The organism is Marilutibacter maris (genome assembly GCF_003233695.1).
Classification (GTDB): Bacteria; Pseudomonadota; Gammaproteobacteria; order Xanthomonadales; family Xanthomonadaceae; genus Marilutibacter; species Marilutibacter maris.
On record NZ_CP029843.1, the window covers coordinates 2,973,192 to 2,995,687 of the forward strand.

General features: G+C 70.5%; 24 protein-coding genes. 12 read left to right on the forward strand and 12 right to left on the reverse strand.

Features of this window, described 5'->3' with window-relative positions; translation table 11 throughout:
• Positions 1–584: 584 nt before the first annotated feature.
• From C9I47_RS17760 to C9I47_RS13230, 6 genes are all read right to left on the reverse strand, one after another.
• A complete protein-coding gene (locus C9I47_RS17760; RefSeq protein WP_190238510.1) occupies positions 585–734 on the reverse strand; it encodes a hypothetical protein in 150 nt (49 codons plus the stop codon).
• A gap of 466 nt (positions 735–1,200) precedes the next feature.
• The gene (locus C9I47_RS13210; protein ID WP_111267157.1) at positions 1,201–3,423 is read right to left on the reverse strand and encodes an NHL repeat-containing protein; all 2,223 of its coding nucleotides are present in this window, start codon (positions 3,421–3,423) and stop codon (positions 1,201–1,203) included.
• 63 nt (positions 3,424–3,486) lie between these two features.
• Positions 3,487–4,242, reverse strand: a complete 756-nt coding sequence (locus C9I47_RS13215) for an aquaporin (protein ID WP_223250134.1) — start codon at positions 4,240–4,242, stop codon at positions 3,487–3,489.
• The gene (locus tag C9I47_RS17985; RefSeq protein ID WP_111267159.1) at positions 4,239–4,637 is read right to left on the reverse strand and encodes an arsenate reductase ArsC; all 399 of its coding nucleotides are present in this window, start codon (positions 4,635–4,637) and stop codon (positions 4,239–4,241) included. Before C9I47_RS17985 ends, C9I47_RS13215 begins: the two co-directional genes overlap by 4 nt.
• Before the next feature lie 10 nt (positions 4,638–4,647).
• Positions 4,648–5,136: an ArsI/CadI family heavy metal resistance metalloenzyme gene (locus C9I47_RS13225; RefSeq protein WP_111267160.1), complete on the reverse strand. Its 489-nt coding sequence runs from the start codon at positions 5,134–5,136 to the stop codon at positions 4,648–4,650.
• Entirely contained in the window at positions 5,133–5,477 is a 345-nt protein-coding gene (locus C9I47_RS13230; protein WP_111267161.1) for an ArsR/SmtB family transcription factor, read from the reverse strand. The genes C9I47_RS13225 and C9I47_RS13230 overlap by 4 nt, the downstream gene beginning before the upstream one ends.
• Positions 5,478–5,597: 120 nt before the next feature.
• Between C9I47_RS13230 and C9I47_RS13235 the strand changes: the two genes are divergently transcribed.
• Complete coding sequence (locus C9I47_RS13235; protein ID WP_111267162.1) at positions 5,598–6,263, forward strand: DUF2239 family protein; 666 nt, start codon at positions 5,598–5,600, stop codon at positions 6,261–6,263.
• 31 nt (positions 6,264–6,294) lie between these two features.
• On the opposite strand, the gene C9I47_RS13240 is transcribed toward C9I47_RS13235, so the two are convergent.
• The 4 genes from C9I47_RS13240 to C9I47_RS13255 all read right to left on the reverse strand — a co-directional run bounded on the left by C9I47_RS13240 (position 6,295) and on the right by C9I47_RS13255 (position 8,818).
• Entirely contained in the window at positions 6,295–6,999 is a 705-nt protein-coding gene (locus C9I47_RS13240) for an MliC family protein (protein WP_111267163.1), read from the reverse strand.
• Between the two features lie 138 nt (positions 7,000–7,137).
• Entirely contained in the window at positions 7,138–7,788 is a 651-nt protein-coding gene (gene msrA, locus C9I47_RS13245; RefSeq protein ID WP_111267164.1) for a peptide-methionine (S)-S-oxide reductase MsrA, read from the reverse strand.
• 135 nt (positions 7,789–7,923) lie between these two features.
• A complete protein-coding gene (locus tag C9I47_RS13250) occupies positions 7,924–8,511 on the reverse strand; it encodes an adenine phosphoribosyltransferase (protein ID WP_111267165.1) in 588 nt (195 codons plus the stop codon).
• 34 nt (positions 8,512–8,545) lie between these two features.
• A complete protein-coding gene (locus C9I47_RS13255; RefSeq protein ID WP_111267166.1) occupies positions 8,546–8,818 on the reverse strand; it encodes a putative signal transducing protein in 273 nt (90 codons plus the stop codon).
• Between the two features lie 163 nt (positions 8,819–8,981).
• Between C9I47_RS13255 and C9I47_RS13260 the strand changes: the two genes are divergently transcribed.
• From C9I47_RS13260 to rlmM, 5 genes are all read left to right on the forward strand, one after another.
• On the forward strand, positions 8,982–10,775 hold the full coding sequence (locus C9I47_RS13260) for a glutamine--tRNA ligase/YqeY domain fusion protein (protein WP_111267167.1): 1,794 nt from the start codon (positions 8,982–8,984) through the stop codon (positions 10,773–10,775).
• 138 nt (positions 10,776–10,913) lie between these two features.
• Positions 10,914–11,342: a hypothetical protein gene (locus C9I47_RS13265; RefSeq protein ID WP_223250135.1), complete on the forward strand. Its 429-nt coding sequence runs from the start codon at positions 10,914–10,916 to the stop codon at positions 11,340–11,342.
• Positions 11,343–11,370: 28 nt separating this feature from the next.
• Complete coding sequence (locus C9I47_RS13270; RefSeq protein WP_111267168.1) at positions 11,371–11,946, forward strand: nucleoside deaminase; 576 nt, start codon at positions 11,371–11,373, stop codon at positions 11,944–11,946.
• Positions 11,947–11,958: 12 nt separating this feature from the next.
• Complete coding sequence (locus C9I47_RS13275) at positions 11,959–12,444, forward strand: GNAT family N-acetyltransferase (RefSeq protein ID WP_111267169.1); 486 nt, start codon at positions 11,959–11,961, stop codon at positions 12,442–12,444.
• Positions 12,441–13,511: a 23S rRNA (cytidine(2498)-2'-O)-methyltransferase RlmM gene (gene rlmM, locus C9I47_RS13280; RefSeq protein WP_111267170.1), complete on the forward strand. Its 1,071-nt coding sequence runs from the start codon at positions 12,441–12,443 to the stop codon at positions 13,509–13,511. Before C9I47_RS13275 ends, rlmM begins: the two co-directional genes overlap by 4 nt.
• A gap of 20 nt (positions 13,512–13,531) precedes the next feature.
• On the opposite strand, the gene C9I47_RS13285 is transcribed toward rlmM, so the two are convergent.
• Together C9I47_RS13285 and ubiH are read right to left on the reverse strand one after the other, a co-directional pair.
• Positions 13,532–14,728, reverse strand: coding sequence for an FAD-dependent oxidoreductase (locus C9I47_RS13285; RefSeq protein WP_111268142.1), 1,197 nt, complete (start codon positions 14,726–14,728; stop codon positions 13,532–13,534).
• Entirely contained in the window at positions 14,725–16,032 is a 1,308-nt protein-coding gene (gene ubiH / locus C9I47_RS13290; RefSeq protein WP_223250136.1) for a 2-octaprenyl-6-methoxyphenyl hydroxylase, read from the reverse strand. The genes C9I47_RS13285 and ubiH overlap by 4 nt, the downstream gene beginning before the upstream one ends.
• A 123-nt stretch (positions 16,033–16,155) precedes the next feature.
• Between ubiH and C9I47_RS13295 the strand changes: the two genes are divergently transcribed.
• The 6 genes from C9I47_RS13295 (at position 16,156) to C9I47_RS13320 (ending at position 22,495) form a co-directional block, all read left to right on the forward strand.
• Positions 16,156–16,761, forward strand: a complete 606-nt coding sequence (locus C9I47_RS13295; RefSeq protein WP_111267171.1) for a DUF6580 family putative transport protein — start codon at positions 16,156–16,158, stop codon at positions 16,759–16,761.
• Positions 16,762–16,815: 54 nt separating this feature from the next.
• Entirely contained in the window at positions 16,816–17,373 is a 558-nt protein-coding gene (locus C9I47_RS13300; RefSeq protein WP_111267172.1) for a cob(I)yrinic acid a,c-diamide adenosyltransferase, read from the forward strand.
• Positions 17,374–17,381: 8 nt separating this feature from the next.
• On the forward strand, positions 17,382–17,633 hold the full coding sequence (locus C9I47_RS13305) for a YdeI/OmpD-associated family protein (RefSeq protein ID WP_190238511.1): 252 nt from the start codon (positions 17,382–17,384) through the stop codon (positions 17,631–17,633).
• A gap of 4 nt (positions 17,634–17,637) precedes the next feature.
• Complete coding sequence (locus C9I47_RS13310) at positions 17,638–18,558, forward strand: histone deacetylase family protein (RefSeq protein WP_111267173.1); 921 nt, start codon at positions 17,638–17,640, stop codon at positions 18,556–18,558.
• A gap of 140 nt (positions 18,559–18,698) precedes the next feature.
• Positions 18,699–21,161: an LPS assembly protein LptD gene (gene lptD / locus C9I47_RS13315; RefSeq protein ID WP_407067480.1), complete on the forward strand. Its 2,463-nt coding sequence runs from the start codon at positions 18,699–18,701 to the stop codon at positions 21,159–21,161.
• Entirely contained in the window at positions 21,158–22,495 is a 1,338-nt protein-coding gene (locus C9I47_RS13320; protein ID WP_111267175.1) for a peptidylprolyl isomerase, read from the forward strand. Before lptD ends, C9I47_RS13320 begins: the two co-directional genes overlap by 4 nt.
• Position 22,496 lies beyond the last annotated feature (1 nt).

Below are 22,496 nucleotides of genomic sequence, written 5' to 3' on the forward strand. Positions count from 1 at the left end.
GTTCCTACACCCTGGCCGCCTCGTCATGAGACTGCCGGGACACGCCAATTCCCACGCTCGGGAATGACATCTCGGCGCCAGGCGGCGATCGCCTGGCAGTGCCCCCGGACCTGATCCGGTGGACGTATCGGGTTCCGCCCCCAGCGTTCCTTGCCGGCATCCGCTTCTGCGGATCCAGACTCCCTGGAAAGCGGAGTTGAAGCAGTTGAATCGCGTTCTTCTTCGTCCTACCTGTTTCTATTTCGTATTCGTCCGCCAAAACCCTTCATCCATCTGCCGACTGATTCATGCCGACCTCTCTACTGGCGGACCGCCGAAGGACTCGTTCGCCTGCCGAAGTCATGCTTCCGGCATCGGGATCCAAGTCCTGACCCGAGAAGGGTCCCTTCCATCCATTGAAGCAATCGCCTGTGCGATTTCCATCCAGCTGATATCAAGTTCGAATCCGGCGAACGAAACCCGTCATCGATCTCATCGGCATGGACCCGGATGCGGCTGGAACCCAATGCATCCAGCCGTTTCAAACGCAGGACATACGATCAAGATCCCGGAGGCGCCTGGCTTCCGGGCTCAGCTCTGCTCGCTCATACGGCTATGAAGCCGCCGTCGATGAGGCAGGAGTTGACGCTGGTTGCCGAACAGTCGCAGCTGTTGTTGCTGCTGGTCGTCTGTCCTTCTTCGACCGAGTCAACGCTCGTCGCTGTCATCTTCTGCAGCTCAAGAATGCGTGACATGGACATCTCCTCTTCTGAGTGGCGACGCAGGATTGCGTCTGTGACGATTTCGGGAACGCCCCGGTGACTGAGCGCTCCCGTGCACCGGCCCTGCCGGGACACGGCACCTCGACGTCGGACGGATATCACCCGGCTTCCATCAGTCGCCGCGGGACCGCGGCGACCAATGGCCCCCTCAAGTTCGTAAGCACCACCGCACACCCGTCACCGCTCGCGTATCGGCGGCGAGACATGGCGGGATGCTCCAGCAGAAACCAGTGGCGATGACACTGGGATCCTGATGAGGATCTGGAGTGCATTGCGCACTCAGCGGCGACAGGAGGCCACTGGAGCACGGCAATGCCGGCGCGCACCAGCTGCGGCCACGGCGGGACATGCGCGAACCGCTTGCCTGAGCGGGGTGGTTTCGGCGGCTGCGGCCGTGCGCCGCCGTGACCGACTCGTTCTGCGAGGTATCGTCTCCGCCCTATCCGGACGGAGGCGGCGCCACCGTCGGCGCCAGCACGGTCACCGGCAGGTCGCGACCGGTCGCGGCCTCGTTGCCGCTCCAGTCGCGCGCGGTGATCCGCAGCAGATAGTCGCCCGGCGCCAGCTCGGACGGTTGCCAGTAACCGGTCGCGAGATTGCCGTCGCGCAGGGTGTTGGTCAGCTCGTAGCGGAAGCGGGTGACCGCGCTGCCGTGCACGGTGATCCCGCTGCCCGGCGCATAGGCGACCTTGACCGCCTCCCTGTCGACCGGCATGCGGTTGAACTCGATGTTCAACCGTGGCGATTCGTAGCCCGGCAATGGCCGCCCGGACGCATCGAGCCACTGGTAGCCCATCGCGTACAACCCCAGCCGGCGCCGCGCCAGGTTGCGGTCGACCTGATCCCAGGCATCGACCACGATCCGCAGATCGCGCGCGTCGGCCGGAACCTGCACCCGCCCCGCGTCCCGCGGCAACGCGCGATCGGCGCTGTCGAGCAGGGCGATGCCCTCGATCCGGGGCGGCTGGCTGTCGGCATAGTTGGCGAACGCCAGCGCGGCGGCGTTGACCTCGTAGCCGCTGGCGCCGACCTGCAGGTGCACATGCGCCATCGGATTGATCGTGCCCAGCACGTCGCCGGCGGCGAAGCGGGTGCCGCGCCGCACGCGGATCCTGCGCAGCGTGCCGTCCTCGTCATCGACCCGCGCGAAGCGTGCCGTATCGATCAGCTCACCGTTCGGACGGCGACCGACCCGCATGTGGATGTATTGCACGGTGTCCAGCGCCATGCCCTCGCCAAGGCGTCCCATGCCCCACGCCGGCAACGGGCTGGCGATCTTGGCGTCGGCGATCGCCAGCACGTCCTGGCCGACGTCACCGCGGATGTCGAGCCCACCATGCAGGTGATGGCGACTCTCGCCCTGATAGTCGCCACGGACCTCGCCGAGGGTGCCGACGACCTCGTGCCAGCCCAGTTGCGGGCGCAGCGGCCAACGGCCGCGGTTGTCGGGCAGCGGATCCAGCGGCGAAGGCCCCAGCACGCCGGTGCCGTCGCCCGGCGCCGCGGCCACCGTGGCGATCGCGGCCGCCTCCGCGCCGGCGCGGTCGGCGTTCTCGATGCGGTGAAGGCGATGGGCACCGGCATCGCTGAGGTAGAGCCGGCCACCGGCGTCGAGCGCGATGCCGGCCGGGCGCGAGAAGCGGCCATCGATGGCCGCGCCGATATCGTGATGGCGGCCGCCTCCGGCGACCTGCAACACCATCGCCGGCCAGATGCCGGCGGCGTAGAGCACGCCATCGTGACTGCGGGCCAGGCCGACCGGCGTGGTCGGCGCATCGCGCAGCACGGTGGCGACCTCGCCGCGCGACGACACGTGACGGATGCTGCGATTGCCGGCATCGGCGACCCATACGTCGCCGCGCGCGTTCACCGCCAGTCCGGTCGGAGTATCGAAGCGGGCCTGGACGCCGGCACCGTCGCGATCGCCGGGCAGGCCGTCGCCGGCCAGGGTATGGACACGGCCGTCGGGCTCGATGATGCGGATGCGGTCGTTGTAGGTGTCGGCGACATGGACGCGACCGCCGACATCGACCGCGATCCCGATCGGGCCGTTGAACTGTGCCTGCGCACCGGGCCCGTCGCGGAAACCGGGCGTACCGGTGCCCGCCAGGGTGCTGACCACGCCCCGAGGAGTGACCTTGCGGATCGCGTGGTTGCCGGTGTCGGCGACGTAGAGGTTGCCGGCCAGGTCCAGCGCCAGGCCGGACGGGGTGTGAAAGCGGGCGACCGCCGCCGGACCGTCGACGAAACCCTCGCCGCCACCGGCCAGGGTCGTCACCCGACCGTCGGCATGGATCACCCGGATGCGGTTGTTGTCGCCGGCGTCGGTCGCGTACAACCGGGCTTCGTCGGCCACGGCGACGGCGCCCTCTTCCCGCGCGTCGTCCGTCTGCGCACGCACCGGCGGCTCCCACAGCGCCAGCCCCCAGGGGTCGGCGAAACGGGATCGTGCGGCCGGACCGTCGGTGGCGCCGCCGACGCCGTCGCCGGCCACCAGCCCGACCCGCCCCCGCCAGCCCAGCCGTGTCGGTGGCGGCCCGGCTTCCTCGAACGCCGGCAACGGCGGCGTCCGCCCGATCAGGAAGGTCGCCGCCAGTGCCGCCACGGTCGCGGCGAGCGTCAGCCAGAGAAGGGTGTTGCGGGTCTTGGTGTTGCCCTTCATGCGGCCTGTCCAGCGGTGCGCGAATACCTGCCGGATTCTATCGATGATCGAGACCGCTGCCGATCAGGAGACCGCGGCGTCGTCAGCGACCGTATCGCCGCCGCCCGCAGATACCCCCTCAGATACCCGATCGCCCCGCGGCCGCGGCGACGGCAGCCAACGCGCCACCCACAATGCGACGACGGCGCCGGCCAACTGGGCGGCGACGAATCCGGCGACGTCGTCGGGACGGATGCCGGCGAAGCTGCGGGTCAGCGCGCGCGCGATGGTGACCGCCGGATTGGCGAACGAGGTACTGGCGGTGAACCAGTACGCGGCGAAGATCCAGGCCGCGACCAGCACCGGCACCGCCGCCGGGCGATGGCGCAGGCCGAGCAGGATCGTCAACAGCAGACCGAAGGTCGCGATCGCCTCGCTCAGCCACTGCGAGGCGCCGCTGCGCACGCGCACGCCCGGCTGCAGCAGGGCCTGGTCGAACATCGCGTGGGCGAGTATCACGCCGACGACCGCCCCGGCCACCTGGACCAGTACATAGGCGCCGGCCTCGCGATTGTCGAGCTCACCACGCACCCGCATCGCCACCGTCACCGCCGGATTGAAGTGCGCCCCCGACAGCGGCCCGAACAGCACGATCAGCACGTACAGGACGCCGGCGGTGGCCATCGCATTGGCCAATAGGGCCAGTGCGTCGTTGCCCGCGGCCAGGTTCACGCCCATGATTCCGGAGCCGACCACGGTCGCCAGCAGCAGCGCGGTGCCGATGAACTCGGCCAGCAGGCGCCCGCCCAGCGGTCGACGCGCAGGTCCCGCTGCGCTCACCGCAAGGACTCCAGCAGCGCCCGCACTCGCTCGCCGATCTCGTCGCGCACTGCGCGATAGCCGTCGTCGTCCATGTCGCGCGGGTCGGGCAGGCCCCAGTCCTCGCGCCGCTTCGCCGGCACCCACGGACAGTTGTCGCCGCATCCCATCGTGATCACCGCGTCGAACTCGCCGCCGATCTGCTCCAGCGACTTGGATGCATGGCCGGACAGGTCATAGCCGAGCTCGGCCATGAAGCGCACCGCCTTCGGGTTGATCCGCCCCGACGGCGCCGAACCCGCGCTGAGCGCTTCGACGGTCTCGCCGCCGTGGATGTGGGCGAAGGCCTCGGCCATCTGGCTGCGGTTGGAATTCTCGACACAGACGAACAGAACGCGGGCACGGGAGCCGGTCATGGCGATGGTCTCAGCAGCAGTTGGAGTCGGGCGCGCAGCAACTGGCCGGCGGCTCGACCGCGCGCCGTTCGGCCGGCATGTCCGGCGAGCAGCTGCTGCCGTCGGTGGCGCAGGCGCGCGCACCGCCGTTGTAGGTCGTCGCCTCGCCGAGGGTGCGGAAACTCTCCCACTTCACACCCTGCGGGTCCTCGACCCAGACCTTGTCCGAACGCGCATAGCAGCAGATCGCGCCGGTCTCCGGCTGGCTGGCGACACCGGCCGCGTCCAGGCGCTCGCCGAGCGCGGCCAGCATCGACTCCGACTCGACCTGGAAACCGAGGTGGTCGACGCCCGACGCGCGATCGCGGCTGGAGATCGCGAAGTTCACTCTCGGATCCTCCAGCATCCACTTCGCGTAGTCGTCCTTGAGCACGGCCGGTTCGCTGGCGAACAAGGCGGTGTAGAAACGGATGCTGGCCGACAGGTCGGCGACGTTCAGATGCACGTGGAACCGGTTCATGCACGATCTCCTCGGGATGGGGGCGAACAGACGTTGGAAGCCGGTGCGCATTCGCCGGCGCCGGCACAGCAGTTTTCGGTCAGGTAGGCGAGCAATGCGTTCATGCGCGCGTAGTCGGCGCTGACCCGGATCACCCGTCCCTCGCGCGCGTCCTGCACCAGACCGGCCGCGCGCAGCACGTTGAGATGTGCGCTGAGGGTCGCCGCCGGCAGCCCCAGCCGCTCGCGCAGCTCGCCGACCGCCAGCCCCTGCAGACCGGCCTGGACCAGGGCGCGGAAAGCCGCCAGCCGATTCTCGTGACCGAGGGCGCGCAGTGCGCTCAGGGCATCTAATGTTTCCATATTTCCAGAATTATCGAAATAAAATCCGCAGTCAAGCGCAATTTATTACCCGGGCAATATTGACATCCCGTAATTTACCCGGGCAAAATCTCCAACCACGACACCCCTACGGACCCGCCCATGAACGCCTCACCCTCCCGCTACACCGCCTTCGCCGGCCAGACGCTCCTGGCCCACGGGCCGCTGGACGAGGTCGCCTGCGCGGCTGCCGCCCACGGCGACGACGGCCATGACCCGGTACTGGTATTCGCCGACGACAGCGGACGGGTGGTCGACCTCGACCTGCGCGGCAGTGCCGACGAGATCCGGCAACGGCTGGCCGCGACTCCAGCGTCGGCGTCACCGCCGGCCGCGCCCGGCAACCGCCGCGAGGCCCTTCGCAGGATCGGCATCCCGCCACGCGGCCGGGCCGACGAAACGGCCGACACGCCGCGCCCGCGCGGACGGCCGAAGCTCGGCGTGGTCGCACGCGAGGTCACCCTGCTGCCAAGGCACTGGGAATGGCTCGCCGAACAGCCGGGCGGCGCCTCCGCCGCGCTGCGCCGGCTGGTCGAAAGCGCCCGCCACGCCAATGCCGACCGCGACGGCAGGCGCCGCAGCCAGGAGGCGGCCTATCGCTTCATGACCACTCTGGCCGGCGACCTGCCCGGCTACGAGGAAGCCAACCGCGCGCTGTTCGCCGGCGACGGGGCCGGCTTCGCCCGTCACACCGGAAACTGGCCGCGCGACCTGCGCGACTACGCTTTGCGGTTGGCCGCCGACGCGCTCGCCAACGGCGACGCCTGAACGCGCGAGGCCCGGGCCGGCGCAGACTCGCTCAGTCGGCCGGCCTGCAGACCAGGGCGTTGCCGTGGAAATCGACCCGCACCTCGCCCTGGTGCTCGCGGAAGTCCAGGCCCTCGCGCCCGTAACGGGTGCCGCTGGCGGCGGGCCGGGCGAACACGATCGCCTGGTCGTTGCCCCAGGTCAGCACCGCCGCGCGCGGATCGAGGTCGTTGTAGAAGGTCGCCGTGAACGGCTTGCCGTCGTCGTCGCAGCGGTACTCGACCGGGGTCGGCACCACGACCGCGCCGCTGTTGATCTGGAGGTCGACCAGGCGGGTCAGATAGGCCTCGCGCACGCAGTTGACCTTGTCCTCGGCCTTCCAGCAGTCGCCGCGGCCCTTGAGCCATCCGATCTGGGTCGCCTTCAGGGTGTCGCGTCCGTCGCCGGCCGCCTCCAGCGCCTCGCGGTAGGCGGCATCGAGGCGCCGGTCGAGCGCGGCGAGTCCGGGGTCGTCGCAGATCAACCGCTCGTCCTCTCCGACCACCTCGCGGCAGTCGAACGACGGCCCGTCGGCGGGCCGTTGCGGCGGCGCCTGCATGGGCACCGCGACATCGGTCGCTACGGCGCCGCGATCGGTGGGCGACGGCGGCTGACAGGCGGCAAGCAGGACGACAATGCCCAACGCGGGCATCGCCTGGATGGCGCGCGCGAGCGGGACGCGCGGCAGGGTCGACACGGCAGTGGGGGCGATCTTCAAGGGGAGCTCCAACAGGACGGCGATGCGGTGCGGCCTTTCATCGCAGCCGCCGGACCCGCATCGGGGCCGAGCTTGGCCGGAACCGCGTGACGATGGCGGCAATCCCGGCGCGGCCGCTGTCGATGGTTTCCACCGGCCCTAGGCACCGGTACCGATCGGACAACTGACGCCGGTGCCGCCGAGTCCGCAGTAGCCGTCCGGATGCTTGGACAGATACTGCTGATGCTCGTCCTCGGCATAGTAGAACGGTGGCGCCGGACAGCCGATCTCGGTGGTGATCGCGCCCAGCCCGGCCGCGCCGAGCCGCTGCTGGAACGCGTCGCGACTGGCGGTCGCCGCCGCGTACTGGACTTCGTCCTCGCAGAAGATCACCGAGCGGTACTGGCTGCCGACGTCGTTGCCCTGGCGCATGCCCTGGGTCGGGTCGTGCCCCTCCCAGAACGCCTTCAACAGGGCCTCGGCCGAGACCTCGGACGGCGCGTAGACCACCAGCACGGTCTCGGCATGACCGGTCATGCCGCTGCAGACCTCGCGGTAGGTCGGGTTCGGCGTATAGCCGCCGGAATAGCCGACCGCGGTGGAGAACACACCGGGGATCGACCAGAACATCCGTTCGGCGCCCCAGAAGCAGCCCATCCCGAACTGCAGGCGGGCCATGCCGGCGAAGGCGTCGCGCAGCGGCCGGCCATGCACGTGGTGGGCATTGCGCAGCGGCAGCGCGGTCGGGCGTCCGGGCAGTGCGTCGCCGGGCGCGGGCAGGCGTTGTTTGAAAGCTCCTATACCGAGCATGTCGGAACTCCAGGGTCGGTGCGTGGGGACACGCAGCAGCGGCGTGAGCCGCGATCGGGCATTCCCGTGAAAGCTTCATCGCGGCCTACGCCGCTCCTACGGTACGAAGCCGCCTCTACGGGATACTCCCGTCGATCAATAATCCAGCAGCGCGCGCAACGGCAGCTCGCGCGGCCAGCGCGCACGGCCGCCGAGGGCGGACAGCTCGATCACCACCCCGGCACCGACGGTCAAGCCGCCGAGCCGGGTGACCAGTTCGTGCGCGGCCGCGAGGGTGCCGCCGGTGGCGAGCACGTCGTCGACGATCAGGGTCCGCAGCCCACCGTCGAGGATGCCGCTCCGGGCCTGCAGGCGATCGCGGCCGTATTCCAGCGCGTACTCGACCTCGACCAGCGGCGGCGGCAGCTTGCCTGGCTTGCGCAGCGGCACGAAGCCCACTTCCAGCCGCCGCGCCAGCGCCGCGCCGAAGATGAAGCCGCGCGACTCGATCCCGCATACCGCCTCGACCCCGGCGTCCTGCCACGGCGCCGCCAGCGCATCGATGCAGCGACCGAACGCCTCGGCGTCGGCCAGCATCGGGGTCACGTCGCGGAACAGCACGCCCGCGGACGGGAAGTTGGGAACGTCGAGGATCCAGGCGCGCAACGCGTCGACGTCCAGTTCGTCGACCGGTGCCGCTACCGGGGTGGATGCGGGACGGCCTGCATCGTCGGCAGGGGGCATCGCGGGGGTTCCATGTAGGGGGCGGTCCGCCGGCTCAGGCCGGGACCCAGTCGCCGGCGCCGATGCCATCGTCGTCTTCCTGCGCGGCCGGCGGCGGTTCGGACAGCGGCAGGCCGGCGACCAGTTCGCTGGCCTCGGGCCAGGCGCTGTCGGGCACGCAGACCGCGACCACGCCGAACAGCGGCAGCTCGCCCATGCCGCCGACCAGGGCCTCGCCGCGCAGGAACACCGGAATCCCGGCGTCCTCCAGCGCGTGCTTGACCAGGTGGGCATCGATCAGGGTGTCGGCTTCGTAGACGACCTTCATCGGCGGGACCTTCTTCGGTGGCCTGCCTGTGAGCATACGCCTGCCGTCAAGGCCCCGGCGTCAAGGAAGCGTTGCCAACGCCGCCGTGGTAGGCGCCGGTGGAGGTTTCCGCGATCCCGAACCGCTAAACTGCACGGTTCCACCCCCGTCGACACCGTGCCGCATGTCCGCAACCCCCGAACGCCCTGCCCCCTCCACCGCCGCCGGAGATACGGCGGCGCAGGCGCCTGCCGCCGAGAAGAAGGATTTCATCAGGCAGATCGTCCGCGACGACCTCGCCAGCGGCCGGCACGAGGCGATCCGTACCCGCTTCCCGCCCGAGCCCAACGGCTATCTGCATATCGGCCATGCCAAGGCGATCTGCCTGGACTTCGGCATTGCCCGCGAGTTCGGCGGCACCTGCAACCTGCGCTTCGACGACACCAACCCGGTGAAGGAAGACCCCGAGTACGTGCGCGCGATCCAGGAGGACGTGCGCTGGCTGGGCTTCGAATGGAATGCGCTGCGGCACTCCTCGGACTACTTCGAGGTCTACTACCTCGCCGCCGAGAAGCTGATCCGCCAGGGCGACGCCTTCGTCTGCGATCTGAGCGCCGAGCAGGTGCGCGAGTACCGCGGCACCCTGACCGAGCCCGGCCGCGACTCGCCGTACCGCGACCGCGGCGCCGAGGAGAACCTCGACCTGTTCCGCCGCATGCGCGCCGGCGAGTTCCCGGACGGCGCCCGCACCCTGCGGGCGAAGATCGACATGGCCAGCGGCAACATGAACCTGCGCGATCCGGCGCTGTACCGGATCAAGCACGTGCCGCACCCGATCGCCGGCGCCGGCTGGTGCATCTACCCGATGTACGACTATGCCCACTCGCTGGGCGACGCGATCGAGGGCATCACCCACTCGTTGTGCACGCTGGAGTTCGAGGACCACCGCCCGCTGTACGACTGGTGCGTGGAGAAGGTCGACCTCGCCGGCGACCCCGCGCTGCTGAAGCCGCTGACCGACAAGGGCCTGCCGCTGGAGGCGGCCAAGCCCCGCCAGATCGAGTTCTCGCGCGCGAACATCAATTACACGGTGATGAGCAAGCGCAAGCTGATGGCGCTGGTGCAGGCCGGACTGGTCGACGGCTGGGACGACCCGCGCATGCCGACGCTGCAGGGCATCCGCCGCCGCGGCTACACGCCTGCGTCGCTGCGTCTGTTCGCCGAGCGGCTGGGCATCAGCAAGCAGAACTCGCTGATCGACTACTCGGTGCTGGAAGGCTGCCTGCGCGAGGACCTGGACGCGATCGCGCCGCGACGGATGGCGGTGATCGAGCCGCTGAAGCTGACGATCACCAACCTGCCGGAAGGCCACGAGGAATCGCTGAGCTTCCCCAACCACCCCAAGGACGAGAGCTTCGGCAGCCGCCGGATGCCGTTCTCCAATGCGCTGTGGATCGAACGCGAGGACTTCGCCGAGGTGCCGCCGAAGGGCTTCAAGCGCCTGGTTCCGGGGGGCGAGGTGCGCCTGCGCGGCGCCGGCATCGTCCGCTGCGACGAGGTGGTGAAGAACGACGCCGGCGAGATCGTCGAACTGCGCGGCAGCCTCGACCCCGAGTCGCGTCCGGGCATGGAGGGCGCCAACCGCAAGATCAAGGGCACCATCCACTGGGTCAGCGCCGCCCACGCGGTCGCGGCCGAGGTGCGCCTGTACGATCGTCTGTTCGACGTGGCCGACCCGGACGACGACACCCCGGACGAGAACGGCGTGGTCAGGACCTATCAGGACCACCTCAACCCGGGCTCGCGGCGGGTCGTGACCGGCTATGTCGAGCCGGCCGCCGCGGTCGCGGCGCCGGAGCAGGCGTTCCAGTTCGAGCGCAGCGGCTACTTCGTCGCCGACCGTTACGACCACTCGCCCGAGAAGCCGGTGTTCAACCGCGCCGTGACCCTGCGCGACACCTGGGCCGGCAAGGCCTGAGCGATCCGCGGCGGGCGCCCGCATCGCGGTTGTGGCCGCGTGCAGGGCGCTTGCCCTACCCTGCCTCGGCCGGCCGCCTCGCGCGTCCGGCCGCACTGTCGCCACCGTGCCTGGCAGGCACCGTCCAAGGAGGTTCGCATGTTCGACACGCTCATCGCCCGCGGCCGGGTCCGCCCGTCCGCCCCCGCGCTCATCGCCCTGCTCGCCGCCGTGCTGTTGCTCGGCGCCTGCGTCGCGCCGTCGACCACCGGTTCGGCGGTCGCCGCCGAGCCGCCGCAGTCCACCGACGATCGCGCCCGGACGCCGGACGCCGGCCCGACCGGCGCGGTCCGCATCGACAAGAGCTGCAAGACCGACGCCGACTGCACGGTCAAGAACGTCGGCAACTGCTGCGGCTACTACCCGGCCTGCGTCAACGTGAACAGCCCGACCGACCCGGAAGGGGTCAAGGCCGCCTGCGCCGAATCGGGAATGATGAGCGTCTGCGGTTTTCCGGCCATCGAGGGCTGCCAGTGCGTCGAAGGCAGCTGCCAGGCGCAGAGCGCCGCCCTGCCCGCGATCCAGTAAGGACACCGTTCAACAAGGAGTTTGAAAGATGCTGTATGCCCAGGTCCACCTGACCCTGCCGGCGTGGGTGCACGAGACGGTCGACACCGCCCGTACCTACACCGACGACGCCGACAAGGTCGCGCTCGCGGTCGAACTGTCGCGGCGCAACGTCGAGGCCGACACCGGTGGACCGTTCGGCGCGGTGGTGTTCGGGCCCGACGACCGCATCATCGCGATCGGCGTGAACCGGGTGGTGCCGCACAGCTGCTCGCTGGCGCACGCCGAGAACATGGCCTACATGCTGGCCCAGCAGCGCACCCAGCGCCTGCGCCTGAACCGCGACGCCGACGACCGTCCGTGCGGACCGATCACCCTGGCCACCTCGTCGCAACCGTGCTGCCAGTGCTACGGCGCGACCGTGTGGGCCGGCGTCGACCGGCTGCTGATCGGCGCGCGCGCCGAGGACGTGGAGTCGCTGACCGAGTTCGACGAGGGCCCGCTGCCGGCCGACTGGGTCGGCGAGCTGGAGCGTCGCGGCATCGCCGTGGTCCGCGACCTGCAGCGCGATGCCGCGCGCGAAGTGCTGCGCGACTACGGCGAACGCGGCGGTCCGCGTTACTGATCGGCGCCGCGCATGGACATCCGCCCCGACGACCTCAGCGATCCGCGCGTCCATGCGCTGCTGCGCGAGCATCTGCAGGACATGGCCCTGCACTCGCCGCCAGAAAGCATCCATGCGCTGGACCTGGACGCCCTGCGCGCCCCCGGAATCAGCTTCTGGACCGCATGGCGCGACCAGGATCTGCTCGGCTGCGGCGCACTGAAAGTGCTCGGCGATGGTCACGGCGAGATCAAGTCGATGCGCACCGCACGGGCGCATCTGCGCCAGGGCGTCGCTGCCGCGATGCTCGATCACCTGATCGGCGAGGCGCGCCGACGTGGCTGGCGCCGGCTCAGCCTGGAGACCGGTTCGATGGCCGTGTTCGCCCCGGCGCACGCGCTGTACGCGCGTTCGGGCTTCCGGCCGTGCGAACCGTTCGCCGACTATGCCGATGACCCCTACAGCGCCTTCATGACCCTCGACCTCGAGGTTCAGGCAGACCGCGGGAGCCGCGCGTGAGCGGCGACGCCCTGTTCTGCCACTGCCGGCCGGGCTTTGAACCCGAACTGGCCGCCGAGCTGGCCGAGCGCGCCGCCGCGCTGGGCCATGCCGGCTACCCGCGGACCCAGCGCGGCAGCGGCTTTGTCGAATACCTCTGCGACGACGCCGCGCAACTGGCCCGGCAACTGCCGTTCGCGGCGCTGATCTTCGCCCGCCAGAAGCTGCTGCGCCTGGCCGAACTGCGCGGCATCGATCCGCGCGACCGGATCGGCCCGGTCCTGGCCACGCTCGACACGATCTGCAGCCACGACCGCGACGGTGCGGCATTCGGCGAGCTGTGGGTCGAGCACCCGGACTCCGATGCCGGCCGCCCGCTGTCCGGACTCGCCCGCAGCTTCGGCAACGCCTTGCGGCCGGCCCTGCGCAAGGCCGGCTGGCTCAGCGCCCGCGAACAGCCGCGACTGCCGCGTCTGCACGTGGTGCTGCTGGACGGCGATCATCTGTTGCTCGGTCGCAGCCATCCCGGCGACAGCGCGCCGTGGCCGCAGGGCATCCCGCGCCTGCGCATGCATGCACAGGCGCCCAGCCGCTCGGCGCTGAAGCTGGAGGAGGCATTGCTCGTCCTGCTCGACCGCGACGAACGCGCCGCGTTGCTGCGCGACGGTCTGACCGGCGCCGACCTGGGTGCCGCGCCCGGTGGCTGGACCTGGGTGATGCTTGGCCACGGCCTGCACATGACCGCGATCGACAACGGGCCACTGCGACCGCACCTGTTCGAGACCGGCCGGCTCGAACACCTGCGCGCCGATGGCTTCCGCTGGCAACCGGCCCAGCCGCTGGACTGGATGGTCTGCGACATGGTCGAGCAGCCGCGACGGGTCGCCGTACGGATGGCGGCCTGGCTGCGCGAGGGCTGGTGCCGGCAGACGATCTTCAACCTCAAGCTGCCGATGAAGAAGCGCTGGGACGAGACCCGGCTGTGCCTGGACCTGCTCGAAGCCCAGGCCGGCAGGCCGCTGACGATCCGCGCCCGCCAGCTCTACCACGACCGCGAAGAGATCACCGTGTTCGCAAGGCCGCGCTGAGCGGCGACCGCCCCGTCGCCCTACAGCCCGGCCGCGCGTCGCCAGAACGCGTGGGTCAGCGGCGGCATTTTGCCGACCAGGCCCATCAGCGGGCCGCGCAGCAGGGTCGGCACCAGGGCATCGTTGGAGAACAGCCGGTTGAGACCGTCGAAGGCGTGCGCGGCGACCGTGTTCTCGCTCCTGCGCGTGCGCGCCCAGCGTGTCAGCCGCGACGGCGCGGCGATGTCGCCACCACCGGCGGCCGCCTCGCGCAGGGTCGCCCTCAGCGCGGCGACATCGCGCAGGCCCAGGTTCACCCCCTGCCCCGCCAACGGATGGACCACATGGGCGGCGTCGCCGATCAGGGCGACCCGGCCGGCGACGACGGACTCGGCCAACTGCCGCTTGAGTGGAAACGCGACCCGCTTCGACACCGCCCGCATCGGCCCCAGCGGACCGTCGAAGGCGCGATCGAGTTCGACCAGGAAGCTCGCCTCGTCGCAGTCGCGCAGACGCAGCGCCTCGGCCTCGGGCAGGGTCCAGACGATCGAGCTGCGCCGCCCTTCGCCGCCATCACTGCCGGCGAACGGCAGGAAGGCCAGCGGCCCGGTCGGCAGGAACCGCTGCCAGCAGGTCGCCTGGTGCGGGTTGGCATGATCGATGAAGGCGACCAGGCCGCTCTGGCCGCGGTCGCGGGTGACGGTGTCGATGCCGGCCATCGCCCGCAGTTGCGAGTCGCCGCCGTCCGCCGCCAGCACCAGTCGCGCGCGCAGACGCAGTCCGGACTCCAGCAGCACCGTCGCGCTGTCCTCGTCCTGTTCCAGGCCGGAAACCCGGTCCGGGCAGTGCAGTTCGACCCCCGCCGCCGGCAGCGCCGACCACAGCCGGTCGACCAGCAGGCCATGCTCGACGATCCAGCCCAGCTCGGTGCGCGCAAAGGCATCGGCCTCGAACACGATCGGATCGCCGCCGCCGGCGTCCCAGACCCGCATCGCCCGGTACGGCTGCAGCCGTGCCGAGGCCACCGCGGCCCAGACACCCAGGTCCTCCAGCAGCGCCGCGTTGTCGGGCGCGAACGCGTACACCCGCAGATCCGGCGCGTCGGCGCGCCACTGCGCCGGCGCACGCGCCTCGACCAGGGCCACGCGCAGACCATCGCGGGCGCAGGCCAGCGCCGCCGCCGCGCCGACCACGCCGGCACCGACGACCACGATGTCGTAACGGTCGCGCCGGCTCATGCGCCGCTCCCGGCCCGGCACAGCGCCGGCACCCGGCCACGGTAGCCCAGCGCGCCGCCGACGATCGCCGCCTGCACCGACGGCAGCCGGTCCAGCGCGAACAGCCCGGCACTGCGCAACGGGCGCAGCAGCGAGGCATCGTTCGCGGTCACCCGCGCCAGACCGTCGGAGAAGGCCAGGGTCTGCTCGCGATCGTCCCCGCGCCGGCGCACGTAGCGGGCCAACAGCCCGGCGTCGCCGCAATCGGCGGCCGGGTCGGCCGCGCGCGCGGCCTCGATCAGTTCAGCCAGGGTCAGCGCATCGCGCAGGCCGAGGTTGAAGCCCTGCGCGCCGATCGGATGCACGGTCTGCGCGGCGTTGCCGACCAGCACTGCGCGCGGCGCGGTCAGACGGCCGGCGACGGTCCGGATCGCCGGATAGGTGCTGGGCCGGCCACAGGCCAGGAAGCGGCCGACCCGCCATCCGAACGCCTGCTGCGCCCGTTCCAGGAACGCGGCCTCGTCCAGCGCGGCGACCGCGTCGGCCTCGTCGCGGGCGACCCCGTGGACCAGCCCGAAGTGACGGTCGCCGCGCGGCAGCAGCGCGGTCGGACCATGGTCGCCAAGACGCTCGTAGGCGGTGCCGTCGGGCGCCCGCTCGCTACGCAGGCGGGTGACGAACAGGGTCTGCCCGTAATCATGCGAATCGCAGGCGATGCCCAGGGCCTCGCGCACCTGGCTGCGGGTGCCGTCGGCGGCCACCAGCAGGCGGGTGCGCAGGACCCGCTCGCCGCCACCGTCCGAAACCCGCACCGCGCGCACGCCGTCGACCGGGCCCGGCTCCAGTCCCACGAAAAGCACCGGGCGATAGCGCATCAATCGCGGCAGCTCGGCCAACCGCGCCTCCAGCGCATCGCCGAAGTCGCGGGCGATCACCACCTGGCCGAACGCCTCGCGACCGTGGTCGCGCGCCTCCAGCACCGCGCGGCCGAAGTCGCCGCGCCGGCTGATGTGGATGCGACGGATCGCCCCGGTCGGCGCATGCAGTTTCTGCATCACCCCGAGCGCCTCCAGCGCATTGACCGTGGCTTCGGCGAAGCTGAGGTTGCGCTCGTCGAACACCGCCGGCAACGAGCCCGGCGGCGCGGCCTCGATCAGGCCGACGTCGAGCCCGATCCGATCGAGCGCGATCGCCAGGCTGGCGCCGACCAGGCCACCGCCGACGATCAGGACGTCGTGGCAGGTCGTAGTGGCGGGGTCCGGGCCCGATGCGTCGGAGCCCGAAGCGGATGTCGTGGAAGCGGAGGCGGCATTCGGCATGCCCATCAGTTTACCGGCATGGCGCCTCGGCGCCTGCCCCCGGGGAACGCAGGGGGCGGGCCCGCCGCGGTCCGGGCGGGCCGGTGGGGTATGCTAGACACCTTCCGTCCGTACCGGTTCCCCTGTCCGATGAAGCCCGCCGCCACCGCCTCCCCGTCCGCTCCCACCGGCCCCTCCGTCGGCACCTTCGCCGCCGGCCCGATGGTGCTCGCCGGCCTGATCCTGGCCGCGGCGCTGACCCGCCTGCTGCCGCACCCGCCGAACTTCTCGCCGGTCGCCGCGATCGCGTTGTTCGGCGGCGCCTACTTCGCCTCCCGGCAGTGGGCCTTCATCGTGCCGCTGGTCGCGATGCTGATCTCCGACCTGGCGCTGGCCTCGATCAACGGCGGCATCTACGCCAGTTGGTTCAGCGGCGTCGGCATCTGGCTGGGCTATGCCTGCGTGGCGCTGACCACGGCCCTGGGCTTCGGCCTGCGTGGCCGCGTCGGCGGCGGCCGGGTGCTGGGCTTCGGCCTGGCCGCGTCGGTGCTGTTCTTCGTGGCCAGCAACTTCGGCGCCTGGCTGATGATGCCGGAGTACCCGAAGAGCGTCGGCGGCCTGGGCATGGCCTATACCGCGGCGATCCCGTTCTTCCAGTGGACCGTGCTCGGCACCCTGTTCTACTCGGCGCTGCTGTTCGGCGGCTTCGCCCTGCTGCGCAGCCGCGTTCCGGCGCTGCGGGCGCAGACGGCATAAGGGACCGGGCTGTCGGGCCGCGGCTCCGGCAGTGACGTCCCCCGCCCCCCGATCATGGGTAACCGTCTCTCCAAGATTTACACCCGCACCGGCGACGATGGCAGCACCGGCCTGGGCGACGGCAGCCGCACCGGCAAGGACTCGGCCCGGGTCGCCGCCTATGGCACCGTCGACGAGGCCAATTCCTGCATCGGCCTGGTCCTCGCCTGCGACCATATCGACGACGATGTCCGCACCCTGCTGACCGGCGTACAACACCAGATGTTCGACCTCGGCGGCGAGCTGTGCATACCGGGCCACGCCGCGATCGGCGGCGAGGACGTCGAGCGCCTGGAAACGCACCTGGACCGGTTCAACGATGCCCTGCCGCCGCTGAAGGACTTCATCCTGCCCGGCGGCGGCGAGGCGGCGGCGCGCTGCCATGTCGCCCGCACCGTGGTCCGCCGCGCCGAGCGCGAGGCGGTGGCGCTGGCGCGCGTCGAGGACGTCCGTCCCGAGGCGATCCGCTACCTCAACCGGCTGTCCGACCTGCTGTTCGTGCTGGCGCGGGTGCTGGCCCGCGCCGATGGCCACGGCGAGGTGCTGTGGAAGCACGAGCGGCGCCGGGTCTGAGGATCGGCATGGCGACCGCCGGCGGCCTCAAGCGCGAACTCGACCCGATGCCCGCCGAAGTGCTCGCGGCGCTGCGGGAGAGGGGCCTGCTCGACGCCCATCGCGCACGCCCCGCCTGCCAGCGCAACGACTGTCTCGGCTGGATCGCCCGCACCCGGCGCGAGGACACCCGCAGCAGGCGCCTGCAACAGATGCTCGACGAACTGCGCCGCGGCGACGCGTACATGAACATGGCCTGGCGCCCACGCGCCCCGCGCTGAGCCGATGCGCCTGTACACCCACCCCGCCTGCCTCCGCCACGATCCCGGCGCCAGCCATGCCGAACGGCCGTCCCGGCTGAGCGCGGTGACCGACGCGCTGCGCGGGGCGTTCCCGCAACTGCCCTGGGAAGAGGCGCCGCGCGCCAGCCGCGGCCAGCTGCTGCGGGTCCACGACGACGCCCTGCTGGCCCTGGTGCTCGACACCCCGGTGACCGAACCGACCCCGCTCGACCCCGACACCCTGCTCGGACCCGACTCGGCCGAAGCGGCCCTGCATGCCGCGGGCGCGGGCATCGCCGCGGTCGACGCGGTGATGGGCGGGTCGACCCGGCGCGCCTTCTGCGCGATACGTCCGCCCGGCCACCATGCCACCGGCTCGGTCGCGATGGGCTTCTGCCTGTTCAACAACATCGCCGTGGCCGCCGCGCACGCCTGCGAACGCCACGGTCTGGCCCGGGTCGCGGTGGTCGACTTCGATGTCCATCACGGCAACGGCACCCAGGCGATCTTCGAAAGCGACCCGCGGGTGATGTATCTGAGCTCGCACCAGATGCCGCTCTACCCCGACACCGGCCGCGTCCACGAACGCGGCATCGGCAATGTCCTCAACGCCCCGCTGCAGCCCGGCAGCGGCAGCGAGGCCTTCCGCAGCGTCTGGCGCGAACGCCTGTTGCCGGCACTGGCCGGCTTCCGGCCGCAACTGGTGCTGGTGTCGGCCGGCTTCGACGGCCACCGTCTCGACCCGCTGGCGCAGCTGGAGCTGGAGGCCGACGACTTCGCCTGGCTGACCGCCGAGCTGGGCGCGGTCGCCGACCGTCACGCCGACGGCAGGATCGTGTCGATGCTGGAGGGCGGCTACGATCTGGACGCGCTGCGCGAGTGCAGCGTCGCCCATGTCCGCGAGTTGATCGGCCATGGCGGCTGATCCGCGAACCTGAACAAGGGCATCGACGCCGAGGCGACCAAAATGAACACGAACCGCCCCCGGACCGCTCCCGCGTTGCCGCCGGCATCGCCGATGCGGCAAGCTAGCGACCGCTTTCGTCTCTGAATATGGAAGGCCGCGTGCGCAAGACCCTCCAGCTGCTCCCGCTTTCGTTGTGCATCGCCCTCGCCCTGCCGGCGATGGCGGCCGAGGAACAGGAAGACTGGAGCCTGTGTCCGGTCGGCGACGCCGTGCCGCCGTTCGAGGATGCGCCCGCGACCGACGCGACCGCGGCCGACCGGCCGAACGCGCCGACCGACATCGAGGGCGGCAGCCTGTCGCGCGAGAGCGATGGCGAGAACATCGTCGTCCAGGACAACGTCCGACTCAGCCGCGGCGACCAGTTCCTGCACACCGACGTGCTCAGCTACAACGAAGAGAGCGGCCAGTACGTCGCCGAAGGCGGGGTGCGCTACCAGGACTCGGGGATGCGGATCCTCGCCGAGCGTGCCGAAGGCGACCAGAACGCCGACCGCCACAGCATCCAGGACCTGCAGTACCAGCTGACCGAACGACGCGGCAACGGCGGCGCCGAGCGGATCGACCTGCACGGCGCGCAGGGCTCGCTGGTCGGCTCGACCTACACCACCTGCGATCCCGACGACCAGCAATGGCAGCTGAAGGCCCAGCGCATCGACATCGACACCGAGGAAGGCATGGCGGTGGCGCGCAATGCGGTGGTGAAGATCCACGACGTGCCGATCCTGTACGTCCCGTGGTTCATGTTCCCGATCGACGACCGCCGCCGCACCGGCCTGCTGTACCCGTCGATCTCGATGTCCGGGCGCAACGGGCTTGACTGGAAGCAGCCGATCTACCTCAACCTCGCGCCCAACTACGACGCCACCCTGACGCCGCGGATCATGTCCGAGCGCGGCGCGATGATCGGCACCGAGTTCCGCTGGCTGTACCCGGGCGGCCGCGGCGAGTTCTATGGCGAATGGATGCCGCACGACAAGCTGCCCGGCAGCGAGCCGGACCGCTACCTGCGCGACGACAACGGCAATCCGATCGCCGGCGCGACCCTGCCCGAGGACGACCGCGGCCTGCTCCGGCTGAAGGCCAACCACAACCTCGGCGATTGGTTCGGCGGCCGCTGGCAGGCTCGCGCCAACCTCGGCTGGGTCAGCGACACCCACTATCTGGACGACTTCAGCAACAGCCTGTTCGGCCGCTCGTCCTATCAGATGACCAGCACCATCGGCCTGTACGGACGTGGCCGCTACTGGGATGCCGGCCTGATGGCCGATCACCAGCAACTGACCGACTACACCGTTCCGGAGCGCAATCTGCGCTACGACCGCCTGCCGCGTGCCAACTTCAACTGGTCGCAGCCGTTCGGCAACTGGTTCGAGGCCGGACTGTCCGCCGAGGCGGTGCAGTTCCGCCACGATGTGCGCGACGAAGGCAGCCGCCTGGACTTCAAGCCCTACATCAGCATGCCGCTGGAAGGCGCCAGCTGGTTCCTGCGCCCGACCCTGGCCTGGCGCTACACCTCGTACGGCCTCGACGCCAACCTCGCCGACAGCATCGCCACCGATCGTGCAAAAGCCTTCGCCGACGAAACCGGCGGGACGGTGACTCCGGACCTGATCGCGCGATTCCGCAACGACTCCCCGAGTCGCAGCCTGCCGATCGCCTCGCTCGATGCCGGGGTCTACTTCGACCGCAGCACCACGATCCGCGGCGAGCGCTATCTGCACACGCTGGAACCGCGGATCTACTACCTCAACGCGCCGTACCGCGACCAGTCCGACCTGCCCCGGTTCGACACCACCGCGATGACCTACAGCTGGGGCCAGTTGTTCCGCGACAACCGCTACACCGGCGCCGACCGCCAGACCGACGCCAACCAGCTGACCACCGCGCTGACCACCCGCCTGATCAGCGAGGACGACGGTCGCGAGCGGCTGTCGGCCAGCATCGGCCAGATCCAGTACTTCGACGATGTCCGCACCACCCTCGGCGGCGAGCGCCCGATCGAACAGGGCAAGTCGGCCTGGATCGCGGACGTCAGCGTCTCGCCCAGCGACCGCTGGAACATCAACGTCGGCTACCAGTGGGACCCGAAGTTCCGCGGCGAGGATCTGGCCAGCCTGCGCCTGCGCTACCTGATCGGCGAGGCCGGGGTGGTCAACCTCGGCTACCGCTACCGGCGCAACCCGACCACCCGCGAGGACCTGCTGGAGCAGGTCGACTTCTCGTTCCTGTATCCGATCGACCACAACTGGAGCGTGGTCGGCCGCTACTACTACTCGCTGCTCGACGACAAACTGCTGGAGTCGATCGCCGGCGTGCAGTGGGAAAGCTGCTGCCTGGCGGTGCGCCTGGTCGCCCGCCGCTACGTCCGCAACCGCGACGGCGACCTCGACGATTCGCTGCGCCTTGAGTTCGAGCTCAAGGGCCTGGGCTCGGCCGGCCAGAAAACCGAGCGCGAACTGCGCCGTGCTATTCTCGGCTACGACCGAGACGACCTGTACCTGGTCCCTCCGTCCCTCATCACCGACGACAACGTCGACTCCTCGCCCGATCCGATCCTATGAAGAAATACCTTGCCTGTGCCCTTGCCGCGGCCATGTTCACCTCGTCCGTCCAGGCCCAGCAGACGCCCCAGGCGCCGATACAGGGACAGACGATCGACGGCATCGCCGCCATCGTCGACGAGGACGTGATCCTGCGCAGCGAGCTCGAGCGCGCGATCGCCAACATCCTCGCCCAGTACGGCGGCCGCGAAGGCCAGTTGCCGCCGCGTGAGGTGCTGGAACGGCAGGTGCTCGAGCGTCTGGTCCTGGTCAAGCTCCAGGTCGCGCGCGCCGAGGGCACCGGAGTCCGGGCCAACAACCAGGAAGTCGACGCCGCGATCGCCAACATCGCCGGCCAGAACGGCATCAGCATCGACCAGCTGAGCCAGCAGCTGGCCCGCGACGGCACCTCCTATGAGGAGTTCCGGCAATCGGTCCGCGAAGAACTGATGATCCAGAAGCTGCGCCAGCGTTACGCGCAGTCGCGGGTCTCGGTCAGCGACGCCGAGATCGAGGCGGCGATGGAGGCCCAGCAGTCCGGCGGCGCCCAGTACCACCTCGCCCACATCCTGGTCGCCCTGCCCGACGGCGCGACCCCCGAGCAGATCGAGACCGCGCAACGCAAGATCGAGGGCATCAAGGCCCTGCTCGACCGTGGCGAGATGGACTTCGCCGCCGCCGCGGTGCGCTATTCCGACAGCCCCAACGCGCTGGAAGGCGGCGATCTGGGATGGCGCAGCCTGGACGAGATCCCGAACGCGTTCATGCAGATGGTCCGCGACATGTCGCCGGGCGCGGTCAGCCAACCGCTGCGCGGCCCCAGCGGATTCCAGTTGCTGCAGATGGTCGAAACCCGCGACGCCAGCGCGGTTCCGGACCAGATGGTCACCCAGTACAAGGCGCGCCACATCCTGATCCGCGTCGACGAGAACAACAGCGACGCCGAGGCCAAGGCCGAGATCGACACCCTCGCCGCGCGCCTGGCCGGCGGCGCCGACTTCGACACCCTCGCCCGCGAGCAGTCGCAGGATCTCAACAGCAAGGCCCGCGGCGGCGATCTGGGCTGGTTCAGCGCCGACGCCTTCGGCCTCGAATTCGGCGGCCAGGTCACCCGTCTCGCCGACGGCCAGGTATCGGCGCCGTTCCGTACCTCGACCGGCTGGCATATCGTCGAGCGCACCGGCAGCCGCCAGACCAACGTCACCGACCAGAACCGCCGCAACCAGGTCGCCGAGACCATCGGCCGGCGCAAGCTGGAAGACGAGTGGAACCGCTTCCTGCGCGAATTGCGCGGCGAGGCCTTCGTCGACCTGCGGGTCGGCCCGCAGACGGCCGACGCCGCCAGCGGCGGCTGAC

Bases quoted from the DNA above. Each gene is read 5' to 3' on its own strand.
- C9I47_RS17760 (WP_190238510.1), bottom strand. From the start codon at position 734: ATGTCACGCATTCTTGAGCTGCAGAAGATGACAGCGACGAGCGTTGAC.
- C9I47_RS13285 (WP_111268142.1), bottom strand. From the start codon at position 14,728: ATGAGCCGGCGCGACCGTTACGACATCGTGGTCGTCGGTGCCGGCGTG.
- C9I47_RS13255 (WP_111267166.1), bottom strand. From the start codon at position 8,818: ATGAAGGTCGTCTACGAAGCCGACACCCTGATCGATGCCCACCTGGTC.
- ubiH (WP_223250136.1), bottom strand. From the start codon at position 16,032: ATGGGCATGCCGAATGCCGCCTCCGCTTCCACGACATCCGCTTCGGGC.
- C9I47_RS13320 (WP_111267175.1), top strand. From the start codon at position 21,158: ATGAAGAAATACCTTGCCTGTGCCCTTGCCGCGGCCATGTTCACCTCG.
- C9I47_RS13310 (WP_111267173.1), top strand. From the start codon at position 17,638: ATGCGCCTGTACACCCACCCCGCCTGCCTCCGCCACGATCCCGGCGCC.
- C9I47_RS13295 (WP_111267171.1), top strand. From the start codon at position 16,156: ATGAAGCCCGCCGCCACCGCCTCCCCGTCCGCTCCCACCGGCCCCTCC.
- C9I47_RS13235 (WP_111267162.1), top strand. From the start codon at position 5,598: ATGAACGCCTCACCCTCCCGCTACACCGCCTTCGCCGGCCAGACGCTC.
- C9I47_RS13300 (WP_111267172.1), top strand. From the start codon at position 16,816: ATGGGTAACCGTCTCTCCAAGATTTACACCCGCACCGGCGACGATGGC.
- C9I47_RS13260 (WP_111267167.1), top strand. From the start codon at position 8,982: ATGTCCGCAACCCCCGAACGCCCTGCCCCCTCCACCGCCGCCGGAGAT.
- C9I47_RS13265 (WP_223250135.1), top strand. From the start codon at position 10,914: ATGTTCGACACGCTCATCGCCCGCGGCCGGGTCCGCCCGTCCGCCCCC.
- C9I47_RS13270 (WP_111267168.1), top strand. From the start codon at position 11,371: ATGCTGTATGCCCAGGTCCACCTGACCCTGCCGGCGTGGGTGCACGAG.
- C9I47_RS13230 (WP_111267161.1), bottom strand. From the start codon at position 5,477: ATGGAAACATTAGATGCCCTGAGCGCACTGCGCGCCCTCGGTCACGAG.
- C9I47_RS17985 (WP_111267159.1), bottom strand. From the start codon at position 4,637: ATGACCGGCTCCCGTGCCCGCGTTCTGTTCGTCTGTGTCGAGAATTCC.
- C9I47_RS13225 (WP_111267160.1), bottom strand. From the start codon at position 5,136: ATGAACCGGTTCCACGTGCATCTGAACGTCGCCGACCTGTCGGCCAGC.
- C9I47_RS13275 (WP_111267169.1), top strand. From the start codon at position 11,959: ATGGACATCCGCCCCGACGACCTCAGCGATCCGCGCGTCCATGCGCTG.
- C9I47_RS13250 (WP_111267165.1), bottom strand. From the start codon at position 8,511: ATGCCCCCTGCCGACGATGCAGGCCGTCCCGCATCCACCCCGGTAGCG.
- C9I47_RS13305 (WP_190238511.1), top strand. From the start codon at position 17,382: ATGGCGACCGCCGGCGGCCTCAAGCGCGAACTCGACCCGATGCCCGCC.
- C9I47_RS13210 (WP_111267157.1), bottom strand. From the start codon at position 3,423: ATGAAGGGCAACACCAAGACCCGCAACACCCTTCTCTGGCTGACGCTC.
- msrA (WP_111267164.1), bottom strand. From the start codon at position 7,788: ATGCTCGGTATAGGAGCTTTCAAACAACGCCTGCCCGCGCCCGGCGAC.